Source organism: Nonomuraea sp. NPDC049655 (assembly GCF_044465465.1).
GTDB lineage: Bacteria > Actinomycetota > Actinomycetes > Streptosporangiales > Streptosporangiaceae > Nonomuraea.
The window spans coordinates 80,814-97,427 of sequence record NZ_JBITLS010000012.1; the positions used below are offsets into that span (position 1 = coordinate 80,814).

The window sequence follows — 16,614 nt, forward strand, 5'->3', positions numbered from 1 at the left end:
CATGTTTTGCATGCAAGCTGTTGAACAGGCTCGGGCCGACACGCCCGGCTGTACTTACGTGACCCACCTGGACAACGCGGGCACCTCGCTGCCTCCCGCGATCGTGACCGACACGGTGATCGCCCACCTGCGCGCCGAGGCACTGCGCGGCGGCTACCGGGCGGCCGCTGATGCGGCGCCCCGGCTCGCCGCGGTCCGATCCTCCGTCGCTGCCCTGCTCAACGCAGCCGCCGAAGACATCGCACTGACCGACAACGCGACTCGAGCGTGGCAGGCGGTGTTCTACGCCTTGCCGTTCGGCCCCGGCGACCGCATCCTGACCTGCCGCGCCGAATACGCCAGCAATGTCATCGCCTTCCTCCAGGTGGCCGAGCACACCGGGGCACGCGTCGAGGTGGTCGACGACGATGAAAGCGGCCAGATGGACGTGGAGGACTTGCGGCGCCGGATGGACGGGCGGGTACGCCTCATCGCGATCACCCACGTCCCCACTCAAGGCGGTCTCGTCAACCCCGCCGAGGAGGTGGGGCGGCTGGCCGAGGCGGCCGGCGTGCCGTTCCTGCTGGACGCCTGCCAGTCGGCCGGCCAGCTCGACCTGGACGTCGAGCGGCTGCACTGCGACGCCCTCAGCGCCCCGGGCCGCAAATACCTGCGGGGCCCCCGTGGCACGGGCTTCCTGTACGTGCGGCCCCGGCTGCGCGAGCAGATCCGGCCGGCCGTACTGGATCTACACTCCGCCGCCTGGACCGGCCCAGACAGCTACGAGATCGACAAAACCGCGCGGATGTTCGAGACGTGGGAGCGCAACGTCGCCGCCACGCTCGGCCTGGGCGCCGCTGTCGATTACGCCCTGTCCCTGGGGCTGGGCAACATCGAGGAGCGGGTGCGCGACCTGGCGCGGCGGCTCCGGCAGGACCTGCGGCAGGTGCCCGGCGTACGGGTCCACGACCAAGGCGTACGGCAGTGTGGCATCGTTACCTTCACCGTCGCGGGGATGCCCTCGGCCGACGTTCACCGCAGGCTCGCCGAGTTGGACGTCAACACGTCGGTCTCGCTGCGAGAGTACGCTCGGTACGACATGGGCGCGCGGGGCCTGCCCGACCTGGTCCGCGCCTCGGTGCACTACTACAACACCGACGAAGAGCTGCGCCGACTTGTCGAAACCGTCGACGGACTTCGACGCCTAGGGCACCAGTGATCTCACGCATGCCGGCGCCCTGGGCCGGCACCCGCCCAGGGTTTCGCGCCGATGACAAAGTGGACAGCAAGCTTGTCATACCGGGGGCCGTGGCGCGGTTGCGTCTGAGCTGGTTGATGGCGCATTTCCACAGCGTGACGCTGACGGTAGAGGGCGGGGCGCCGGCTTCGGATGCTTGCGGACCTTCTCCTTGTTCGCCACAGCCTGCGCCTTGTTCAGCAACTGGTCTCCATCAGCAGGTCGAGCAGCTCCAGCGTTTCATCGACGGACTTGGCCTCCAGCAGCCGGACGATGGCATACTCCGACTCGGCCGGTCGGCAGCACGTTGGCCCGTCGTCGGGCACGGGCCAACTCACCCCTTCTCACCCCATCCGTGCCTCCCTTAACGGCACGACGCGATGGCTGCTCAGGGAGCCAGTCCCAGCTCACGCAGTTGCGCGGGCCGCAGCGGTCGCCATCCGATGGTGTCGAGCTCGGCCAGTTCCGCCTCAACGTCGACGTTGATGACGCCGAAGAAGTTGATGTTGTCGCTGTGGCCGGGCGAGATGTGCGACAGGATCTCGTCCGGCACATCCCGGCCCTGGGAACGCAACTCCAGCACCGCCCTGGAGTAATATTCGGTCGTCCAGGCGGCCACCGCGTTGGTCAGCAGGGTCAAGCACCACGCCTGCTCGGTCTGCTGTTCCAGGTGCGGCCGGGTGATCGTGCCCTGCTGGGCGTAGAGCAGGTCGCGGCACAGCGCGTGCAGGCTCTCCCTTGTTCAGCTGCCGCGATCTTCCGCCTGAAGGCCGGCTCCGACAGATATTCGGCCAGGTGGACGGTCCTTCTGAGCATGCCCCACTCCTTCAGCGCGGCGGCGAAGGCGTTCTGCCGGGATGCGGCCGACCACTTGCCGACGATCAGCGAGGCGGTGGCCTGCCCGTACTTCAGCGACCCGGCCATCCGCAGCAGGTCGGGCCGCAGCCGGCGATGAGGTCCTCATTCCAGCACGCCCCCGGCAGCGGCCCGGCAGGCGGGTAACGCTTGGCGATCTCGGTCGGGGTGGCGTCACGGACCAGGGTGACCCGGGTCAGATCCCGCAACCGCGGAGTGAGCGCCTTGCCGACCAGGTCGAACAAGGCAAAGTTGATGAGCATGGCTCCGTGTGTCGGTAGGTCGGTCGCGTTGCCCAGAAAGTCGTCCAGGACATGGTGTGCCTCCCGCGCCGTCGGCACGATGATCTTTGTGCCGTACGTCGACCACTGATCCGAGACGTGGGTGTAGGTGGACAGCACCTGGCCGCCGTGAATGACCATGGTCCGGCAGCGGGGAGTGCAGGGCAGCGTCCACGGCACCCTGTTCATCGACGGCCCCCCAGCCTGTCCACTGATGCCCGACCGGCTCGCCCACGCCACCAGCGGCCTGGACGACGCCGCCATCCGCGCGCCGTCGGAAGAGCTCGCCGCGTTGATCGCCGCGCGAGAGCCGTACTTGCTGCGCCTCAAACAGAGCGCGAACGCGAACGGCGCCGTCCGCTTCCAGTGCCCAGCAGCAGGCACCTCCCCATCGGTCACTTGCCCCGGCTTCGACCGCCTCCCCCAGCGCGGACCCAGCCGCCCCGCCACAGTCGACCTGACCGACGCCCGGCAGCGAGCCGCTCACCCCGCAGCCAAACCACGCGTCCTGCCACCACAGCCTGATTTGAAGGCCGCCCAACTGCCGAAGTCTGCAGCCAGCACCATCACCGTCCGCAAGGACGATCTCGGCCACCTCGACAAGTTCCGCCAGGACCTGGTCTACCTGAGTTCTGCCTGGATCGGGACCTACGAGTCCATCCGCGCCAACACCGAAGGCATCAACGGCCGACTCAAGGGACACGACCTCGACCTCGGCGATCCCAAGCACCGGCCCGCGCACGGCCGCGTCGCCCAAACCATCCTGGTCGCACTGCTCGTCACCGTCGCCAACGACCGCTTTCTGACCAGTGGCGCCACATTTACTAGCCCCAAGACCAGCCCGTCACACTCGCCGACACTCCGCCGACTCCAGCCCAGCCCTTCGACGGCACACCACCCGCAGGCCAGAGCAGGCCACTACCCGCCCCATAAGCCGCAGAACCCGTCACCCTGTCGCAGCGCCCCGCTCACCGTCGGTTTCGCCATGCCCAACGGCCGGATCTCACCCCACCACCAGCGGCCTGACACCACCCGGGCCTTCCCAGAAGCTGACTCCGCGGTCCCCGAACCAGGACGAACCCGATTCGGTAACCCCTGAAACGACAAGATCCCGCCTGATCGCGATGATCAGACGGGATCCCGTCAACCTCAGTCCAGCCGTTTCAAGAACGGCCCCTGGTGGAGATGAGGGGATTCGAACCCCTGACCCCTTCGATGCGAACGAAGTGCGCTACCGGACTGCGCTACATCCCCAAGGACTCGACCAGATTAGCAAACTCCCAAGGGTCCTCGCGCCATCCTCTCAGTCCCCCACCGCCCGTTTGGGTGGTTCGGCGTACTGGTCGAACAGGACGTCGGCGTGCAGCGCGGTCAGGTCGATCACCTCGGCCTCCACCTCGGCCGCCGCCCGGCGCCGCTCGCGGGCCCGTCGCAGCCGCTCAGAGCGTGCCTGGAGGGCCCGCTCGCGGCGTTCGCGATCCACCTGTACGGCGATCCGCAGAAAGGCCATGTACGACAGCATGACGACCACGGACGGCGCCACACCCCACCACGGGATCATCTCGACCCCGGCCGTGACCACCGAGGCGAGGACGAGCAGCGCGGTGAAGAACAACAACCTCCGGCGGCGCGCTACGATGATCGCCCTACGCCGAAACCGGAACTGCCGGACATCGACCTTCTCGACCTCCGGCGCGTCCTCGTCGCCGAGGGTGGCGTCGAGGTTGTCCAGGTCGGGCAGGGCGTGCTCGCCGGTGTAGTGCTCTTCGAGTTCGGCCAACTCCTGGAGGTTCGTCTTGTCCCGGCGCAACCACATCGGGATCAGGACGCACAGCCACATCACCACAATGGCGACATAGAGGAAGGCGCTGCTCACGACCACCTCCGGGCAGCACGAAAGCGCGTCTGTGCTCGTCGCGCCTTCATTGTGCTCACGTCACGCACCGTAAGACCGTGTGTCACTGATTGACGAGCATTCGGTGCGGTGTGTCGCGAGATCGTCAAACCTCTTCGATCGGAGAACCGCCGTGAGCGGCCGCCTCACGGGCGCGCCGCCACTGTACGAGCAGGCCGCCGGGGACGTCCTCGACGGTCAGCGCGTAGCAGATGTGGTCGCGCCAGGCCCCGTCGATGTGGAGTTGGCGACGCCGAATGCCTTCTTCCCTGAACCCGAGCTTCTCCACCACCCTACGGCTGGCCTGGTTCTCAGGACGGATGTTCGCCTCTAGCCGATGCAATCCGGTGGTGAAAAAGCAATGATCGACGGCCAGGGCCAGGGCGGTGGGGATGATGGCCCGCCCGGCCAGCGCGCCGTCCACCCAGTAACCGACCTGGGCGGAACGGGCAGATCCCCACACGATGGCCCCCACGGTGAGCTGCCCGGCGAAGCGGCCGCCGTAGGTGACCACCCAGGGCAGCGCCAGCCCCTGCCGGGCCTCGCGGCGCAGGGTGCCGACCATGGAGATGTACGGGCCGAGCCCCGTCCTGAACAGCGGGGTCTCGGGGTTGCTCGGTTCCCAGGGACGCAGCCAGTCGGCGTTGCGCAACCTGGTCTCGCGCCAGACGCGTACGTCGCTCAGCCGCAGCGGCCGCAGGCCTACCGGGCCCTCGTTCAGAATCGCCGGCCAGCCACGAAGTCGATCCACGCCTCTCATCATCCCCCCATCGGGCTCGATGTCGCCACGGATCATCGATCGGCAGACCGAAACCTGGTCAGCGGGGGTGGTCGCCGCCCTTCATCTGCTCGACGGCGTGCCGCAGGACGGGCGCGAGCACCGCGACCCCATCCCGGACGCCCCCGGACGAGCCGGGCAGATTCACGATCAACGTGTCACCCGCCTGACCGGCCAGCCCCCGGGACAGGACCGACGTGGGCACCTTGTCGCGATTCGCCAGGCGAATGGCCTCCGCTATACCGGGAATTTCCCGGGTGATCACGCGGGCGGTCATCTCCGGCGTCAGGTCGAGGGGTGTGAGCCCGGTGCCGCCGGTGGTGACGATCACGTCGTAACCCTGCGCGACGCCGTCCCGCAGCGCCGCCTCGACCGCGTCGCCGTCGGGGACGACCACGGGCCCCGAGACCTCGCAGCCGGCGTCCGCCAGCAGCTCGGCCAGCAACGGCCCTGACTTGTCGGCATAAATCCCGGCGGACGCGCGGTTCGACACGGTCACCACGAGCGCCCTGATCACGTGGCTTCCCTGGTCCACAGACCGGTCTTGCCGCCCACCTTCTCCTCTACCCGGACATCGGTGATCACGGCGGCCGGATCGACCGCCTTGACCATGTCGATCAGCGCCAGCGCGGCCACCGTGACGGCGGTCAGCGCCTCCATCTCCACCCCGGTGCGGTCGGCCGTCCGCACCCGGGCAGTGATCGCCACGCCCCAGTCCTCGACGTCGAGCACGACCTTGACGCCGTGCAACGCGATCGGGTGGCAGAGCGGGACGAGGTCGGGCGTGCGTTTCGCCCCCATGATCCCGGCGATCCTGGCCACCCCCAGCGCGTCGCCCTTGGGCACCTCGCCCGACCGCAGCAGCGCCACCACCTCGGACGACAGCAGCACCCGCCCGGACGCCGTCGCGGTACGGGCGGAGACGTCCTTGGCCGAGACGTCGACCATGCGCGCCGCGCCGGTCTCGTCGAGGTGCGTGAACTCGCTCAAATCCGGATCACCTCCACCTCGGACCCGCCGGGCACCTCGGTCACGTCCTCCGGCACCACGATCAGCGCGTTCGCCGAGGCCAGGGCCGCGAGCTGGTGGGAGCCCTGCCCGTGGACCGGCGCGACCGTGCCGTCGGAGGACAGCACGCCGCGCAGGTACGAGCGCCGGCCCGACGGCGAGCGCAGCGCCGCGGTGACGTAGGCGGTCACCGGGGCCGTTTCGGTGGGCAGGCCGCGCATCTTGTCGAGCGCGGGGCGGACGAACAGCATGAACGACACGAAGGAGGACACCGGGTTGCCCGGCAGGGCGAAGATCGGCACCCGGTCGTCGCCCAGGACGCCGAAGCCCTGCGGCATGCCGGGCTGCATCGCGACCTTCTCGAACCGGACCGTGCCGAGCGGCGACAGCGCCTCCTTGACGGGCTCGTAGGCCCCCATGGAGACCCCGCCGCTGGTGATGATCGCGTCGGCGCGCACCAGATGGGTGTCGAGCTGGTCGAGCAGCACGGCGGGATCGTCACCGACGGACCCCGCGCGGAACCCCTCGGCGCCCGCCTCGCGGACCGCGGCCGTCAGGGTGAAGCTGTTGGAGTCCCAGATCTGCCCGCGGTTCAGCGGCGCCCCCGGCTCGACCAGCTCGGCGCCGGTCGAGATGACGACGACGCGCGGCTGCGGACGCACCCACACGCGCCGCCGGCCCACACCGGCGATGATCCCGAGCTGGGCCGGCCCGATCACCGTGCCGGCCTTGAGCACCACCTCGCCCGCCTGGACGTCCTCGCCCGCCCGGCGAATCGCGTTACCGACCGGGACATCCCGATTGATCCGGACGGAGACCGTGCCGCCGTCCGTCCACTCCACCGGTACGACGGAGTCCGCCCCGGCCGGCATCGGCGCCCCGGTCATGATGCGGACGGCATGCCCGGGGCCCACCGCCCGCAGCTCGTCGGAGCCGGCGGCGACGTCGTCGATCACCGGCAGCGTGCCGGGGACGTCCTCGGCCCTGACCGCGTAGCCGTCCATCGCGGAGTTGTCGAACGGCGGCAGCGGCACCGGCGAGGAGACGTCCTCAGCCAGCGTCGTGCCTAGCGCCCGCTCCAGCTCAAGCTCCAGAGGCGCCAGCGGACGCACAGTGGCCAGGATCTCGGCCAGATGCGCGTCAACCGATCTCATCGAGGAACTCCCGCAGCCACGGCACGAACTCCGGCGCCAGATCCTCGCGATCGGCGGCGAACTTCACCACCGTGCGCAGATAGTCGAGCTTGTCGCCGGTGTCGTACCGCCGCCCGCGGAACAGCACGCCGTGCACCGGCCCGCCCTGCTCGGAGCCGCGGCCGGCCAGCGTGCGCAGCGCGTCGGTGAGCTGGATCTCGTTGCCGCGCCCCGGCGGGGTGTTCTCCAGGACCTCGAAAATGGCGGGATCGAGCACGTATCGCCCGATGACCGCCCACGTGGAGGGCGCCTCGTCCACCGGCGGCTTCTCCACCAGGTCGGTCACGCGCACGACGTCGTCCTCGACGGTGCCTGCGATGGTGGCCACGCCGTAGAGCGAGACCTGCTCCCTCGGCACCTCCATCAGCGCCACCACGCTGCCGCCGAATGTGTCACGCACCTCGATCATGCGCTTGAGCAGCTGGTCGCGGTAGTCGATCAGGTCGTCACCGAGCAGGCAGGCGAACGGGTGGTCGCCGACGTGCTGCTTGGCGCACAGCACCGCGTGCCCGAGCCCCTTCGGCTCGCCCTGCCGCACGTAGTGCAGCGTGGCGAGCGAGGCGGGCTCGCGGACCTGGGACAACCGTTGCTCGTCGCCCTTGGCCTCCAGGGCCTCTTCCAGCTCGAACGCGCGGTCGAAGTGGTCTTCGATGGATCGCTTGTTCTTGCCGGTGACCATGAGGACGTCGAGGAGCCCGGCGGAGGCCGCCTCCTCGACGACATACTGGATCGCGGGCTTGTCGACGATGGGCAACATCTCTTTGGGTGTCGCCTTGGTCGCCGGGAGGAACCGGGTGCCCAGACCCGCGGCGGGCACGACGGCTTTCGTCACAGGGTCGAAGTCAGCCATGAGTAGACCCTAGTGGAGGTACCTGTGGACAAGCTGAACCTGCGTCGCCGACTGCTCGCGGCGCGTACCGCTCTACCCCCCGAACAACTGCGGGCAAACGCCACCAAGGTCCGCGAGACGCTGCTCGAACAGCCGTGGGTCCAGATGGCCGGTCTGGTGGCCTGCTACTGGTCGGCGGGGTCGGAGCCGGAGACGCACGGTCTCGTGTTCGCTCTGTGGAAACACGGCGCGACGGTGATCCTTCCGGTGCTGAAAGAGGACAATGACCTGGATTGGGCGGTCTACGACGGCCCGGACACGCTCGCCCCTGGCCGCTTCGGCATCATGGAACCGGTCGACACGCGCCGGGGCGTCGACGCCGTCCGCACGGCCGCGCTGGTGATCGTGCCCGCCCTCGCGGTCGACCGCCGCACGGGGGTGCGGCTCGGACGCGGCGGCGGTTCGTACGACCGCGCGCTGGCCAGGGTGGGGCCCAACGTCCCCACGGTGGCCCTGCTGCACGACGGCGAGCTGATCGACGACGTGCCCGCCGAGCCGCACGACCACCGGGTCCGTTTTGCGATGACGCCGCGCGGACTCACTAGGCTTATGTGACCGAAGGGACGAGAGGGGGCTGGATGACGCTTGATGTCTGGCTCCTGATCGGCGCCGGAATTGTCATCGCGGCCATCGCGTCCGTACGCATCACACATCGCAGCGGTCTGCCCAGTCTTCTCCTCTTCCTGGCCCTCGGTCTGGTTCTGGGGGCCTCGGGGTTCGGCGCCAAGCTGGAGAGCCCGCAGGCCGTCCAGCAGATCGGCCTGATCGCGCTGGCGGTGATCCTGGCCGAGGGCGGTCTGACCACGACCTGGTCGCACGTCCGCAAATCGGTGCCCCTCGCCCTGATCCTGGCCACCGTCGGCGTGACGGTGAGCATCGTGGTCGTGGCGCTGGCCGTCCAGGGGCTGCTCGGCATGGATCCGACCGCGGCGCTGGTCCTCGGCGCCGTGCTGGCCTCGACGGACGCGGCCGCCGTCTTCTCGGTGCTGCGCAGGTTGCCGCTCCCGACCCGGTTGGCGGGGGTTCTGGAGGCGGAGTCCGGATTCAACGACGCCCCCACGGTCATCGCCGTCGTCCTGCTCAGCGGGGCGTCCCGGCGGCCGGCGTCAGTGGGAACGTTCCTGCTGGAGACGGCCATCGAGCTGGTCATCGGCGCGGCCGTGGGCCTCGCGGTCGGACCGGCGGGCGCGTACGCGCTGCGCCGCGTCGCCCTCCCCGCCTCCGGCCTCTACCCGATCGCCGTGCTCGCCCTCACCTTCGTCTCGTACGGCGGCGCGGTGCTGCTGCACGGCTCCGGCTTCCTGGCCGTCTACCTCACGGCCCTCATCCTGGGCAATTCGCGCCTGCCCCACCGCGCCGCGACCAGAGGGTTCGCCGAGGGCGCGGCGTGGCTGGCGCAGATCGGGCTGTTCGTCATGCTCGGGCTCCTGGCCACCCCCAAGGAGCTGCCGTCGGCCATCGTGCCGGGCGTGATCGCCGGGTCCGTGCTGGTGATGGTGGCCCGCCCGCTGTCGGTGCTGGTCAGCTCGACCGTGGCCCGGGCATTGCGGCTGGATCGGGTGAGCTGGCGCGACCAGGCGTTCCTGTCGTGGGCGGGGCTGCGCGGCGCGATCCCCATCGTGCTGGCGACCATCCCGTGGGCGTCCGGCGTGCAGGGCTCGAAGGAGATCTTCAACCAGGTCTTCGTGATCGTGATCGTGTTCACGCTGCTGCAGGGGCCCACACTGCCGTACGCGGCCCGGCTGCTCGGGGTGAGCGCGCCGGGCGAGGCGCACGACCTGGAGGTGGAGTCCGCGCCGCTGGAGGAGCTCAAGGCGGACCTGCTCCAGGTCAAGGTGCCGGTCGGGTCGCGCCTGCACGGCGTGGAGGTCTTCGAGCTGCGCCTGCCCGCCGGAGCGGCCGTCACGCTCGTGGTCCGCGACGGCAAATCGTTCGTACCGGACAACAGCACCCGCGTCCGGGCCGACGACCAGCTCCTGGTGGTCACCACGGCCGCCTGCCGTGACCAGGTCGAACGCCGCCTGCGCGCGGTGAGCCGCAGCGGCAAGCTGGCCGGTTGGTACGGGGAGCGGGGGTTGGAATAGGTGTTTGGCCCAATCGGTTAGCATTAGCAGTCGCATCGCTCGAGTGCCAGAACGTATAAGGAGGAGCGCGTGCCGACCTACCAGTACGCCTGCAACGACTGCGGCGAGCAGCTCGAAGTCGTGCAGAAGTTCACCGACGATGCGCTGACGGTGTGCCCCAACTGTCAGGGCAACCTGCGGAAGGTGTTCTCCGCCGTCGGCATCGTGTTCAAGGGTTCGGGCTTCTACCGCACCGACAACCGCTCGTCCTCGACGTCCTCCGCCTCTTCGACCACCCCGTCGAAGCCGGCCGAGAGCAAGTCGAGCGAGTCGTCGTCCGCGTCGTCCTCGTCGTCGTCCACCCCGGCGCCGGCGCCCGCCGCGGCTTCCAACTAGGCGCGTCACCCCGCCCGCACGGGCGGGGGCCTCATCGAGGCCGGTCGGCGTACGCGCCGAGCAGTTCCGGCGCGACGCGATCGACGAGCCGCGTCAGTTGTGGATCGGGCCCCCAGTCGGCCACGAGCCTGCTCAGCCCCTCGCGTGAGCAGCGCACGAGCCCCAGGGCCGCCCGGTCCCCCTTCGGCGTGAGCCGCAGCCGCTCGCCGTCCTCAGAACGTTCCACCAGCCCCTCGTCCACCAGCCGGTCGACGTGGGGCCGTCCGTGCGCCCTGCTCACCTTGGCGCACTCGGCAAGCTCGCCCGCGCCGACCCAGCCCTTGCCGTTGAGCCTGGCGAGCACCCACACCCCTTGCGGCGCGAGGCCGCCCAGCCCGGCCAGCGCCCCGAGCCTTTCGTAGTAGCCCCTGCGCAGGTCGGCGTCGGCGAGCCGCATGAGCCCCCGTTCGACCTCCTCCAGCGACGACCGCTCGGCCGACGTGGCGCCCAGCCCCTCGCCCAGGTCCGCCGCCTTGGTGGTCTCCCTGAGCCGCGTCTGCGGGATGAACCAGCTCAGCGCGAACGCGCCGAACATCACCGGCGCGGCCACCCGGAAGACGGTGGCGATGGCGTCGGCGTACACATGGAGGAACTGACCGGCCAGCGCGGGAGGCAGCCGCTGGATGACGGTCGGGTCGCGCTGGATCCTGGACGGGTCGAACCCCGCCGGCAACCGGGCCCTGGCCAGCACCTCCCGCAGGTCGCCGTTGAGAGTGCCGGTGAAGACCGCCCCCAGCGTGGCGACCCCGAAGGAGCCGCCGATCGACCGGAAGAACGTCGCCCCCGAGGTGGCCACGCCGAGGTCCTTGAAGTCGACGGCGTTCTGCACGACGATCACCAGCACCTGCATGGTCATCCCGAGCCCGACGCCGAGCACCAGCAGGTAGCCGCCCATCGTCAGCAGGCTGCTGCGCTCGCTCAGCCCGGACAGCAGGAACAGCCCCGCCGTCGCCACGGCCGTGCCCGCGATGGGCAGGAAGCGGTATCTGCCGGTCTTCGAGATCACCAGCCCGCTGACGATCGACATCGTGAGCATCCCGGCCATCATCGGCAGCAGGTACACCCCGGACAAGGTGGGACTCACCCCATGCACGACCTGCAGGAACAGCGGCAGGTACGTGAGCGCCCCGAACATCGCGAACCCCACCACGAACCCCACCGCGGACGACATCGCGAACGCCCGCACCCGGAACAGCCCCAGCGGCAGCACCGGCTCGGCGGCCCGCCGCTCGACGGCCACCCACGCCGCGACCAGCACCGCGGCCCCCAGCGCCAGGCCGGCGATGACCGGGCTCGCCCAGGGATAGATCGTGCCGCCCCAGGTCGTGATGAGCACCAGGCACGAGGTCGCGCCGCCGAGCAGCACCACCCCGGCGTAGTCGATGCGATGGCTGGTGCGCGTGTCGTCGCCGGGCAGCGCCGCCGCGATCACCCCCAGGGCGATCGCGCCCAGGGGAAGGTTGACGTAGAACACCCAGTGCCAGGACAGATGGTCGACGAACAGCCCGCCGAGCAGCGGCCCCACGATGCTGCTGACGGCGAAGACGGCGCCGAAGAAGCCCTGGTAGCGCCCTCGTTCGCGGGCCGAGACCACGTCGCCCACGATCGCCTGCGCGAGCACCATGAGCCCGCCGCCGCCCAGCCCCTGGATCGACCGGAACCCGATCAGCTCCCCCATGTTCCGGCTCAGCCCGCACAGGGCCGATCCGAGGAGGAAGATGATGATCGCGGCGATGAAGAGCTTTTTGCGGCCGTACTGGTCGCCCAGTTTGCCCCACAACGGCGTGGAGACGGTCGAGGCGAGCATGTAGCCCGTCACCACCCAGGAGAGCTGCTCCAGCCCGCCCAGGTCGCTCACGATCGTCGGCAGGGCCGTGGAGACTATGGTCTGGTCGAGGGAGGCCAGCAGCATGCCGAGCATCAGCGCGAGGATGATGAGGCCCAGCCCTTTTTGCCGCATGCGGCGATCCTACTCTTCGTACTGGTGTGCGTACGCTCCGCGTTCAGGGGGCGATCTCGCGCCCGTGCGGTTGTCCACAGAACGGCGTTCGGCGTTCTCGCCGCCCTCGGCCGTCCGGCTACTCTCGGCGCCATGGTCACTCGCGCAGACATCGGCGTCCTCGGCGGCTCGGGCTTCTACTCCCTGCTCGACGACGCGGAGGAGATCGAGCTCTCCACCCCCTACGGCCCCCCCAGCGACGTCGTCACCGTCGGCCGCATCGGCTCGCGCTCGGTCGCGTTCATCCCCCGGCACGGCCGGGACCACCGCTTCCCTCCCCACCGCATCCCCTACCGCGCCAACCTGTGGGCGCTGCGCTCGCTCGGCGTGACGCAGGTGCTCGCCCCCAGCGCCGTCGGTTCACTCAAGGCCGAGTACGGCCCCGGCGCCATCGTCGTGCCCGACCAGATCGTCGACCGCACCTCGGGCCGGCCGCAGACGTACTACGACGTCTCGGGGGCCGTCCACGTCTCCTTCGCCGACCCCTACTGCCCGTCCGGCAGAGCCGCGGCCGTGGCCACGGCCCGCTCCACCGGCTGGGGCGACGTCGTCGACGGCGGCACGCTGGTGGTCATCGAGGGCCCTCGCTTCTCCAGCCGGGCCGAGTCCCAGTGGTTCGCCGCCAACGGGTGGTCGATCGTGGGCATGACCGGCTATCCCGAGTCGGTGCTGGCCCGCGAGCTGGCCCTGTGCTACACCTCGCTCTCCCTGGTGACCGACCACGACGCCGGGGTCGAGGCCGGTCAGGGCGTGACCCACGACGAGGTGCTGGAGTTCTTCGCCCGCAACGTCACCCGCATGCGCACGCTGATCGCCGAGACCGTCCAGGCCCTGCCCACCGACCGCACGTGTCCCTGCGGCTCGGCCCTCGACGGCATCAAGCTGCCCTTCGAGCTGCCGTGAGCAGGCACCCGGCCTGGCTGCGGCCGTGGGCCCGGCGGCGTCGTCTGATCGCGGCGGTCCTGGCCGCGGTGGGCGTCCTGTCGGCTTATGTCGCTCTCCGTCCCGCCGCGGGCCCTGAGATCCTCGTCGCCGCCCGCGACCTAACCCCCGGCCCGCTGCGTCCCGGTGACCTCCGTCCGGCGCCGCTCGCCCGTCCGCCCGACGGGGCCATCCGGTCGTACGCGGCGGGCCGCTACCTCGCCGGGCCCATGCGCCGGGGCGAGCCGCTGACCGACGCCCGCCTGCTCCACCCCGTGCCGCTGCCGCCGGGCACGGTGGCAGCCCCGGTCCGCATCGCCGACCCCGACGCCGTCGCCCTCATCTCCCCCGGCTCGACCGTCGGCGTCCTGGCCGCCGGGGAGGGCGGTCAGCCGGCCCAGCTCATCGCCGACGACGTCCCTGTGATCACCATCCCGCGTCCCGCCGACGACTCCCGTACCGGCGGCGCGCTGGTGGTGCTGGCGGCGACCCCGTACCAGGCGGCCCAGCTGGCGGGCGCCCAGACATCGGGCCGCCTCTCCATCACCTTCAAGAGTTAGCTGAGAGTAATCGTTCGACTACGATTCTTGGCCATGAACGGATTCAAGAAGTTCCTCATGCAGGGCAACGTCCTCGACCTGGCGGTCGCGGTGGTCATCGGGGCGGCCTTCAACTCGATCGTGCAGTCGTTCGTCGCCGACCTGCTGACCCCACTGATCTCGGCCTTCGGCGGCCTGCCCGACTTCTCCTCGCTGAAGGTCACCGTCGGCGCGTCCCACTTCATGTACGGCAAGTTCGTCAACGCGGTGATCTCGTTCCTGATGATCGCGGCGGTGATCTACTTCCTGGTCGTCAAGCCGTACACGCATTTCAAGGAGCGCGCGGCGGCCCAGGTCGAGGCCAAGACCCGCGACTGCCCCGAATGCCTGTCGGAGATCCCGAAGGCCGCCTCCCGCTGCGCCTTCTGCAGCGCCGAGGTCGTGCCCGCTTAGAGCTGCGAGTCGATCTTCGGGTCGTACTCCCAGTGCCACGGCTCGAACGGGCTGCTGTAGGCCCAGGCGGGATGGAACCACCCGTACCTCTTGGAGTTCTTCTCCATCCACACGAACTCCGTGGACCGGAACCGCTCCACGCCGCCGCACAGGTCCACAGCCAGCCCGAGACCGTGGTTGCTCCGCCCCGGCACGGCCGCGAACCCCGGCCGCCGGTAGTAGACGGACTGCTGCTCGGCCAGGCTCCGGTAGGCGTCCGTCACGCAGATCGCCTTGCCGAACCGCCTCCGGTAGGCCTCGTTCAGGCTGACGAAGGCGATGGTGGCGTCCGCCCGCAGACTGAAGCCCTTCTGCTGCAACGGACAGAGCATGCTCTTGGGGATGAGCCCGTTGGGGTAGTTGTTGGCCGTGGCGGCCTGGAGGGGGTTGCAGCCCAGCGCCGCCCGTCCGACCTTGTCGATCTTGATGCCCAGCTTCACCAGCGCCGCGGTGAGCGACTTGACGATCTTGTCCGAACGCTGCCTGAGCGTGTCGATCTCGGCCGCCATCTGGGCCTCGGCCAGCAAGTTGCCCGCCCTCAGCTCCTGAGCCTCGGCGGCCAGCCGCTCGGCCTCCTTGTACAGGGTGCTGGTCTGCTCCACGGCCTGCTGCCGCACCCGGACCATCTCCGTCGAGTCCGACAGCGCCCGCAGAGTGCCGACGCCGGCGTCCCCCGACAGGAACGGCACCACGCCGTCCGCCCCGACGGGCTGCTCGTAGAGCAGCTCCGCCAGCTGCGAGACCGGCTGTCGGATCACCGCGAGCCTGCGCTCCAGATCCTGCAGCCCGTTCAGCTTGGTCTTGAGCTCCTTCTCGGACGCCGCGATCGTGGCACGCCGCTTCTCCAGCGCCTTGGTGGCGTCCTCAAGCTCCTTGGCCGACTTCTCGGCCTCCTTGCGCAGCTCCGCCAGATTGCTCGGATCCCGCCGCTCCATCTGGGTCCGCGCCTGCGCCTGAACCGCTGATGGCACGAAGAGAGAAGCCATCGCCATGACGACCGCGATCAGACCCGCTGATCGAGGGGATGGCACGTTCGACTCCTCCGTTTGCACACTCGTTACCCGGGTCAGGCACGCACGTTACTACAGCCCCCTGAGTGTCCGGACCGAACTCCGAAGAGCTGCTATGAGACAAAAAGCGCACTATGTACGGCTCCCCCTCCCCACCAGCGACATCGCATCCCCTACCTCCACGCTCGCCACCCAACAGTGCGCCTTGGCCTCTCTGTCGGTGTTCAGGCGGCCCGTGAGGCGCTGTCACTGCGCAACCCCGAAAGACGGCTGCGAAAGCGCGCACACTGCCCCCGGACCAACCGCACCCCTGCCTGTCATGCAGGGTTGTGCCCCTCATGCACCGCCGCCCCGCACGCACCCAGACCTCCAGCCGCCCGGGCACGGCATTGCCCCCGCGACTCCACCTGGGCTCTCTTGCGGTGGTTCGTCTCCGCCGTCCGCTACAGCACCCTTTCTCACCTTTCCGAGGCCTTCGGCGTCTCTTGTCACGAGGACCGCGACCCCTTACAAGGATCCGCGACGCCCCCTTGCGGACTCCTCCACCCTCTGAGCTTCGGCGGCTCGTCCTCCTCCAGGAACGGTGCTCACCAGACCCTTGCGACCAGTCCCTCTTGAGATCACCGCCGACAGCGTCTCCAGACCTCCGAGTCTGTCGCGGCCTGTTGGGCACGACGGGAGGTCATCCCAAGAGCTGCGCCACTTGACCTACAGTCCTCCACACGCTGCGCAACGTCGCCGAGCAATTCCGGACCTCGCCTCAACCCTTGGCTTCAGAACCTTCACTCCAACCACGCAGTCGCACGCAGGCCCGCCACCATGAGTGACCAGGCCATGCGCAACGGCCTCCAGCGTGCCCGCCGAGCCGACGCCCCCTGCCCCAGCAGCGCAGTGCCCTCTGATCGGGAAACCCCAACCGCAACCACACCAACCCCCAAGCCACTCCCGCGCCTAACCGCCCCGAGAAACAGCAACACGGGGAGAACGTTCACTGGCCTAGCCGGCCGCCGGCCGCCGGCGGCCTGGGGCGCCGCCGGACCC

General features: G+C 69.7%; 20 protein-coding genes and 1 tRNA gene. 8 read left to right on the plus strand and 13 right to left on the minus strand.

From position 1 onward, the window contains the following. Window positions 1-10: 10 nt before the first annotated feature. On the plus strand, window positions 11-1,198 hold the full coding sequence (locus tag ACIBQ6_RS34255; RefSeq protein WP_397216955.1) for an aminotransferase class V-fold PLP-dependent enzyme: 1,188 nt from the start codon (window positions 11-13) through the stop codon (window positions 1,196-1,198). Window positions 1,199-1,413: 215 nt separating this feature from the next. Here the strand turns inward: ACIBQ6_RS34255 and ACIBQ6_RS34260 are convergent, their stop codons facing one another. Genes ACIBQ6_RS34260 through ACIBQ6_RS34275 form a run of 4 tightly spaced genes read right to left on the minus strand, consistent with a single transcriptional unit; the run spans window position 1,414 to window position 2,541 of the window. Further along, window positions 1,414-1,554: a hypothetical protein gene (locus ACIBQ6_RS34260; RefSeq protein WP_397216957.1), complete on the minus strand. Its 141-nt coding sequence runs from the start codon at window positions 1,552-1,554 to the stop codon at window positions 1,414-1,416. A 50-nt stretch (window positions 1,555-1,604) separates the two neighbouring features. Next, window positions 1,605-1,946: a Tn3 family transposase gene (locus ACIBQ6_RS34265; protein WP_397217338.1), complete on the minus strand. Its 342-nt coding sequence runs from the start codon at window positions 1,944-1,946 to the stop codon at window positions 1,605-1,607. Then, window positions 1,853-2,140, minus strand: a complete 288-nt coding sequence (locus ACIBQ6_RS34270) for a Tn3 family transposase (RefSeq protein ID WP_397216959.1) — start codon at window positions 2,138-2,140, stop codon at window positions 1,853-1,855. The genes ACIBQ6_RS34265 and ACIBQ6_RS34270 overlap by 94 nt, the downstream gene beginning before the upstream one ends. Continuing rightward, window positions 2,125-2,541, minus strand: a complete 417-nt coding sequence (locus ACIBQ6_RS34275) for a Tn3 family transposase (RefSeq protein WP_397216961.1) — start codon at window positions 2,539-2,541, stop codon at window positions 2,125-2,127. Before ACIBQ6_RS34275 ends, ACIBQ6_RS34270 begins: the two co-directional genes overlap by 16 nt. Window positions 2,542-2,566: 25 nt before the next feature. Here ACIBQ6_RS34275 and ACIBQ6_RS34280 point away from each other — a divergent pair, with 25 nt between their 5' ends. Beyond that, window positions 2,567-3,451, plus strand: a complete 885-nt coding sequence (locus tag ACIBQ6_RS34280; protein ID WP_397216963.1) for a hypothetical protein — start codon at window positions 2,567-2,569, stop codon at window positions 3,449-3,451. Window positions 3,452-3,529: 78 nt separating this feature from the next. Here ACIBQ6_RS34280 and ACIBQ6_RS34285 read toward each other — a convergent pair. From ACIBQ6_RS34285 to galU, 7 genes are all read right to left on the minus strand, one after another. Further along, window positions 3,530-3,606 (minus strand) — tRNA-Ala (locus tag ACIBQ6_RS34285). A 49-nt stretch (window positions 3,607-3,655) separates the two neighbouring features. Next, window positions 3,656-4,228 carry a hypothetical protein gene (locus ACIBQ6_RS34290; RefSeq protein WP_358301048.1) on the minus strand — a complete coding sequence of 191 codons (573 nt, stop codon included), beginning with the start codon at window positions 4,226-4,228 and terminating at the stop codon, window positions 3,656-3,658. 124 nt (window positions 4,229-4,352) lie between these two features. Beyond that, complete coding sequence (locus tag ACIBQ6_RS34295) at window positions 4,353-5,006, minus strand: GNAT family protein (protein WP_352366396.1); 654 nt, start codon at window positions 5,004-5,006, stop codon at window positions 4,353-4,355. Window positions 5,007-5,064: 58 nt separating this feature from the next. Beyond that, window positions 5,065-5,541 (minus strand): molybdenum cofactor biosynthesis protein B, encoded by a 477-nt coding sequence (locus ACIBQ6_RS34300; RefSeq protein WP_397216965.1) that lies wholly within the window; start codon window positions 5,539-5,541, stop codon window positions 5,065-5,067. Next, window positions 5,538-6,014, minus strand: coding sequence for a cyclic pyranopterin monophosphate synthase MoaC (moaC, locus tag ACIBQ6_RS34305; RefSeq protein ID WP_358301051.1), 477 nt, complete (start codon window positions 6,012-6,014; stop codon window positions 5,538-5,540). Before moaC ends, ACIBQ6_RS34300 begins: the two co-directional genes overlap by 4 nt. Beyond that, entirely contained in the window at window positions 6,011-7,186 is a 1,176-nt protein-coding gene (gene glp, locus ACIBQ6_RS34310) for a gephyrin-like molybdotransferase Glp (protein ID WP_397216967.1), read from the minus strand. The genes moaC and glp overlap by 4 nt, the downstream gene beginning before the upstream one ends. After that, entirely contained in the window at window positions 7,173-8,075 is a 903-nt protein-coding gene (gene galU / locus ACIBQ6_RS34315; protein ID WP_364341108.1) for a UTP--glucose-1-phosphate uridylyltransferase GalU, read from the minus strand. The genes glp and galU overlap by 14 nt, the downstream gene beginning before the upstream one ends. A 24-nt stretch (window positions 8,076-8,099) precedes the next feature. Between galU and ACIBQ6_RS34320 the strand changes: the two genes are divergently transcribed. From ACIBQ6_RS34320 to ACIBQ6_RS34330, 3 genes are all read left to right on the plus strand, one after another. Next, entirely contained in the window at window positions 8,100-8,669 is a 570-nt protein-coding gene (locus ACIBQ6_RS34320) for a 5-formyltetrahydrofolate cyclo-ligase (RefSeq protein WP_358301060.1), read from the plus strand. Between the two features lie 23 nt (window positions 8,670-8,692). Further along, window positions 8,693-10,198: a potassium/proton antiporter gene (locus ACIBQ6_RS34325; protein ID WP_397216969.1), complete on the plus strand. Its 1,506-nt coding sequence runs from the start codon at window positions 8,693-8,695 to the stop codon at window positions 10,196-10,198. A 69-nt stretch (window positions 10,199-10,267) separates the two neighbouring features. Continuing rightward, a complete protein-coding gene (locus ACIBQ6_RS34330; RefSeq protein ID WP_352366385.1) occupies window positions 10,268-10,573 on the plus strand; it encodes an FmdB family zinc ribbon protein in 306 nt (101 codons plus the stop codon). Between the two features lie 31 nt (window positions 10,574-10,604). Here ACIBQ6_RS34330 and ACIBQ6_RS34335 read toward each other — a convergent pair whose 3' ends face one another. Then, the gene (locus ACIBQ6_RS34335) at window positions 10,605-12,572 is read right to left on the minus strand and encodes an MFS transporter (protein ID WP_397216971.1); all 1,968 of its coding nucleotides are present in this window, start codon (window positions 12,570-12,572) and stop codon (window positions 10,605-10,607) included. Window positions 12,573-12,704: 132 nt separating this feature from the next. On the opposite strand from ACIBQ6_RS34335, the gene ACIBQ6_RS34340 reads away from it, so the two are divergent. From ACIBQ6_RS34340 to mscL, 3 genes are read left to right on the plus strand one after another with little or no spacing between them, the layout of a single operon-like run. After that, window positions 12,705-13,514, plus strand: coding sequence for an S-methyl-5'-thioadenosine phosphorylase (locus tag ACIBQ6_RS34340; RefSeq protein WP_358301069.1), 810 nt, complete (start codon window positions 12,705-12,707; stop codon window positions 13,512-13,514). Continuing rightward, on the plus strand, window positions 13,511-14,092 hold the full coding sequence (locus ACIBQ6_RS34345) for a Flp pilus assembly protein CpaB (protein ID WP_397216973.1): 582 nt from the start codon (window positions 13,511-13,513) through the stop codon (window positions 14,090-14,092). Before ACIBQ6_RS34340 ends, ACIBQ6_RS34345 begins: the two co-directional genes overlap by 4 nt. Before the next feature lie 33 nt (window positions 14,093-14,125). Further along, on the plus strand, window positions 14,126-14,524 hold the full coding sequence (gene mscL / locus ACIBQ6_RS34350; protein WP_352326225.1) for a large conductance mechanosensitive channel protein MscL: 399 nt from the start codon (window positions 14,126-14,128) through the stop codon (window positions 14,522-14,524). Here the strand turns inward: mscL and ACIBQ6_RS34355 are convergent. Then, complete coding sequence (locus tag ACIBQ6_RS34355; RefSeq protein ID WP_358301078.1) at window positions 14,521-15,534, minus strand: D-alanyl-D-alanine carboxypeptidase family protein; 1,014 nt, start codon at window positions 15,532-15,534, stop codon at window positions 14,521-14,523. The genes mscL and ACIBQ6_RS34355 overlap by 4 nt on opposite strands. Window positions 15,535-16,614: the final 1,080 nt, after the last annotated feature.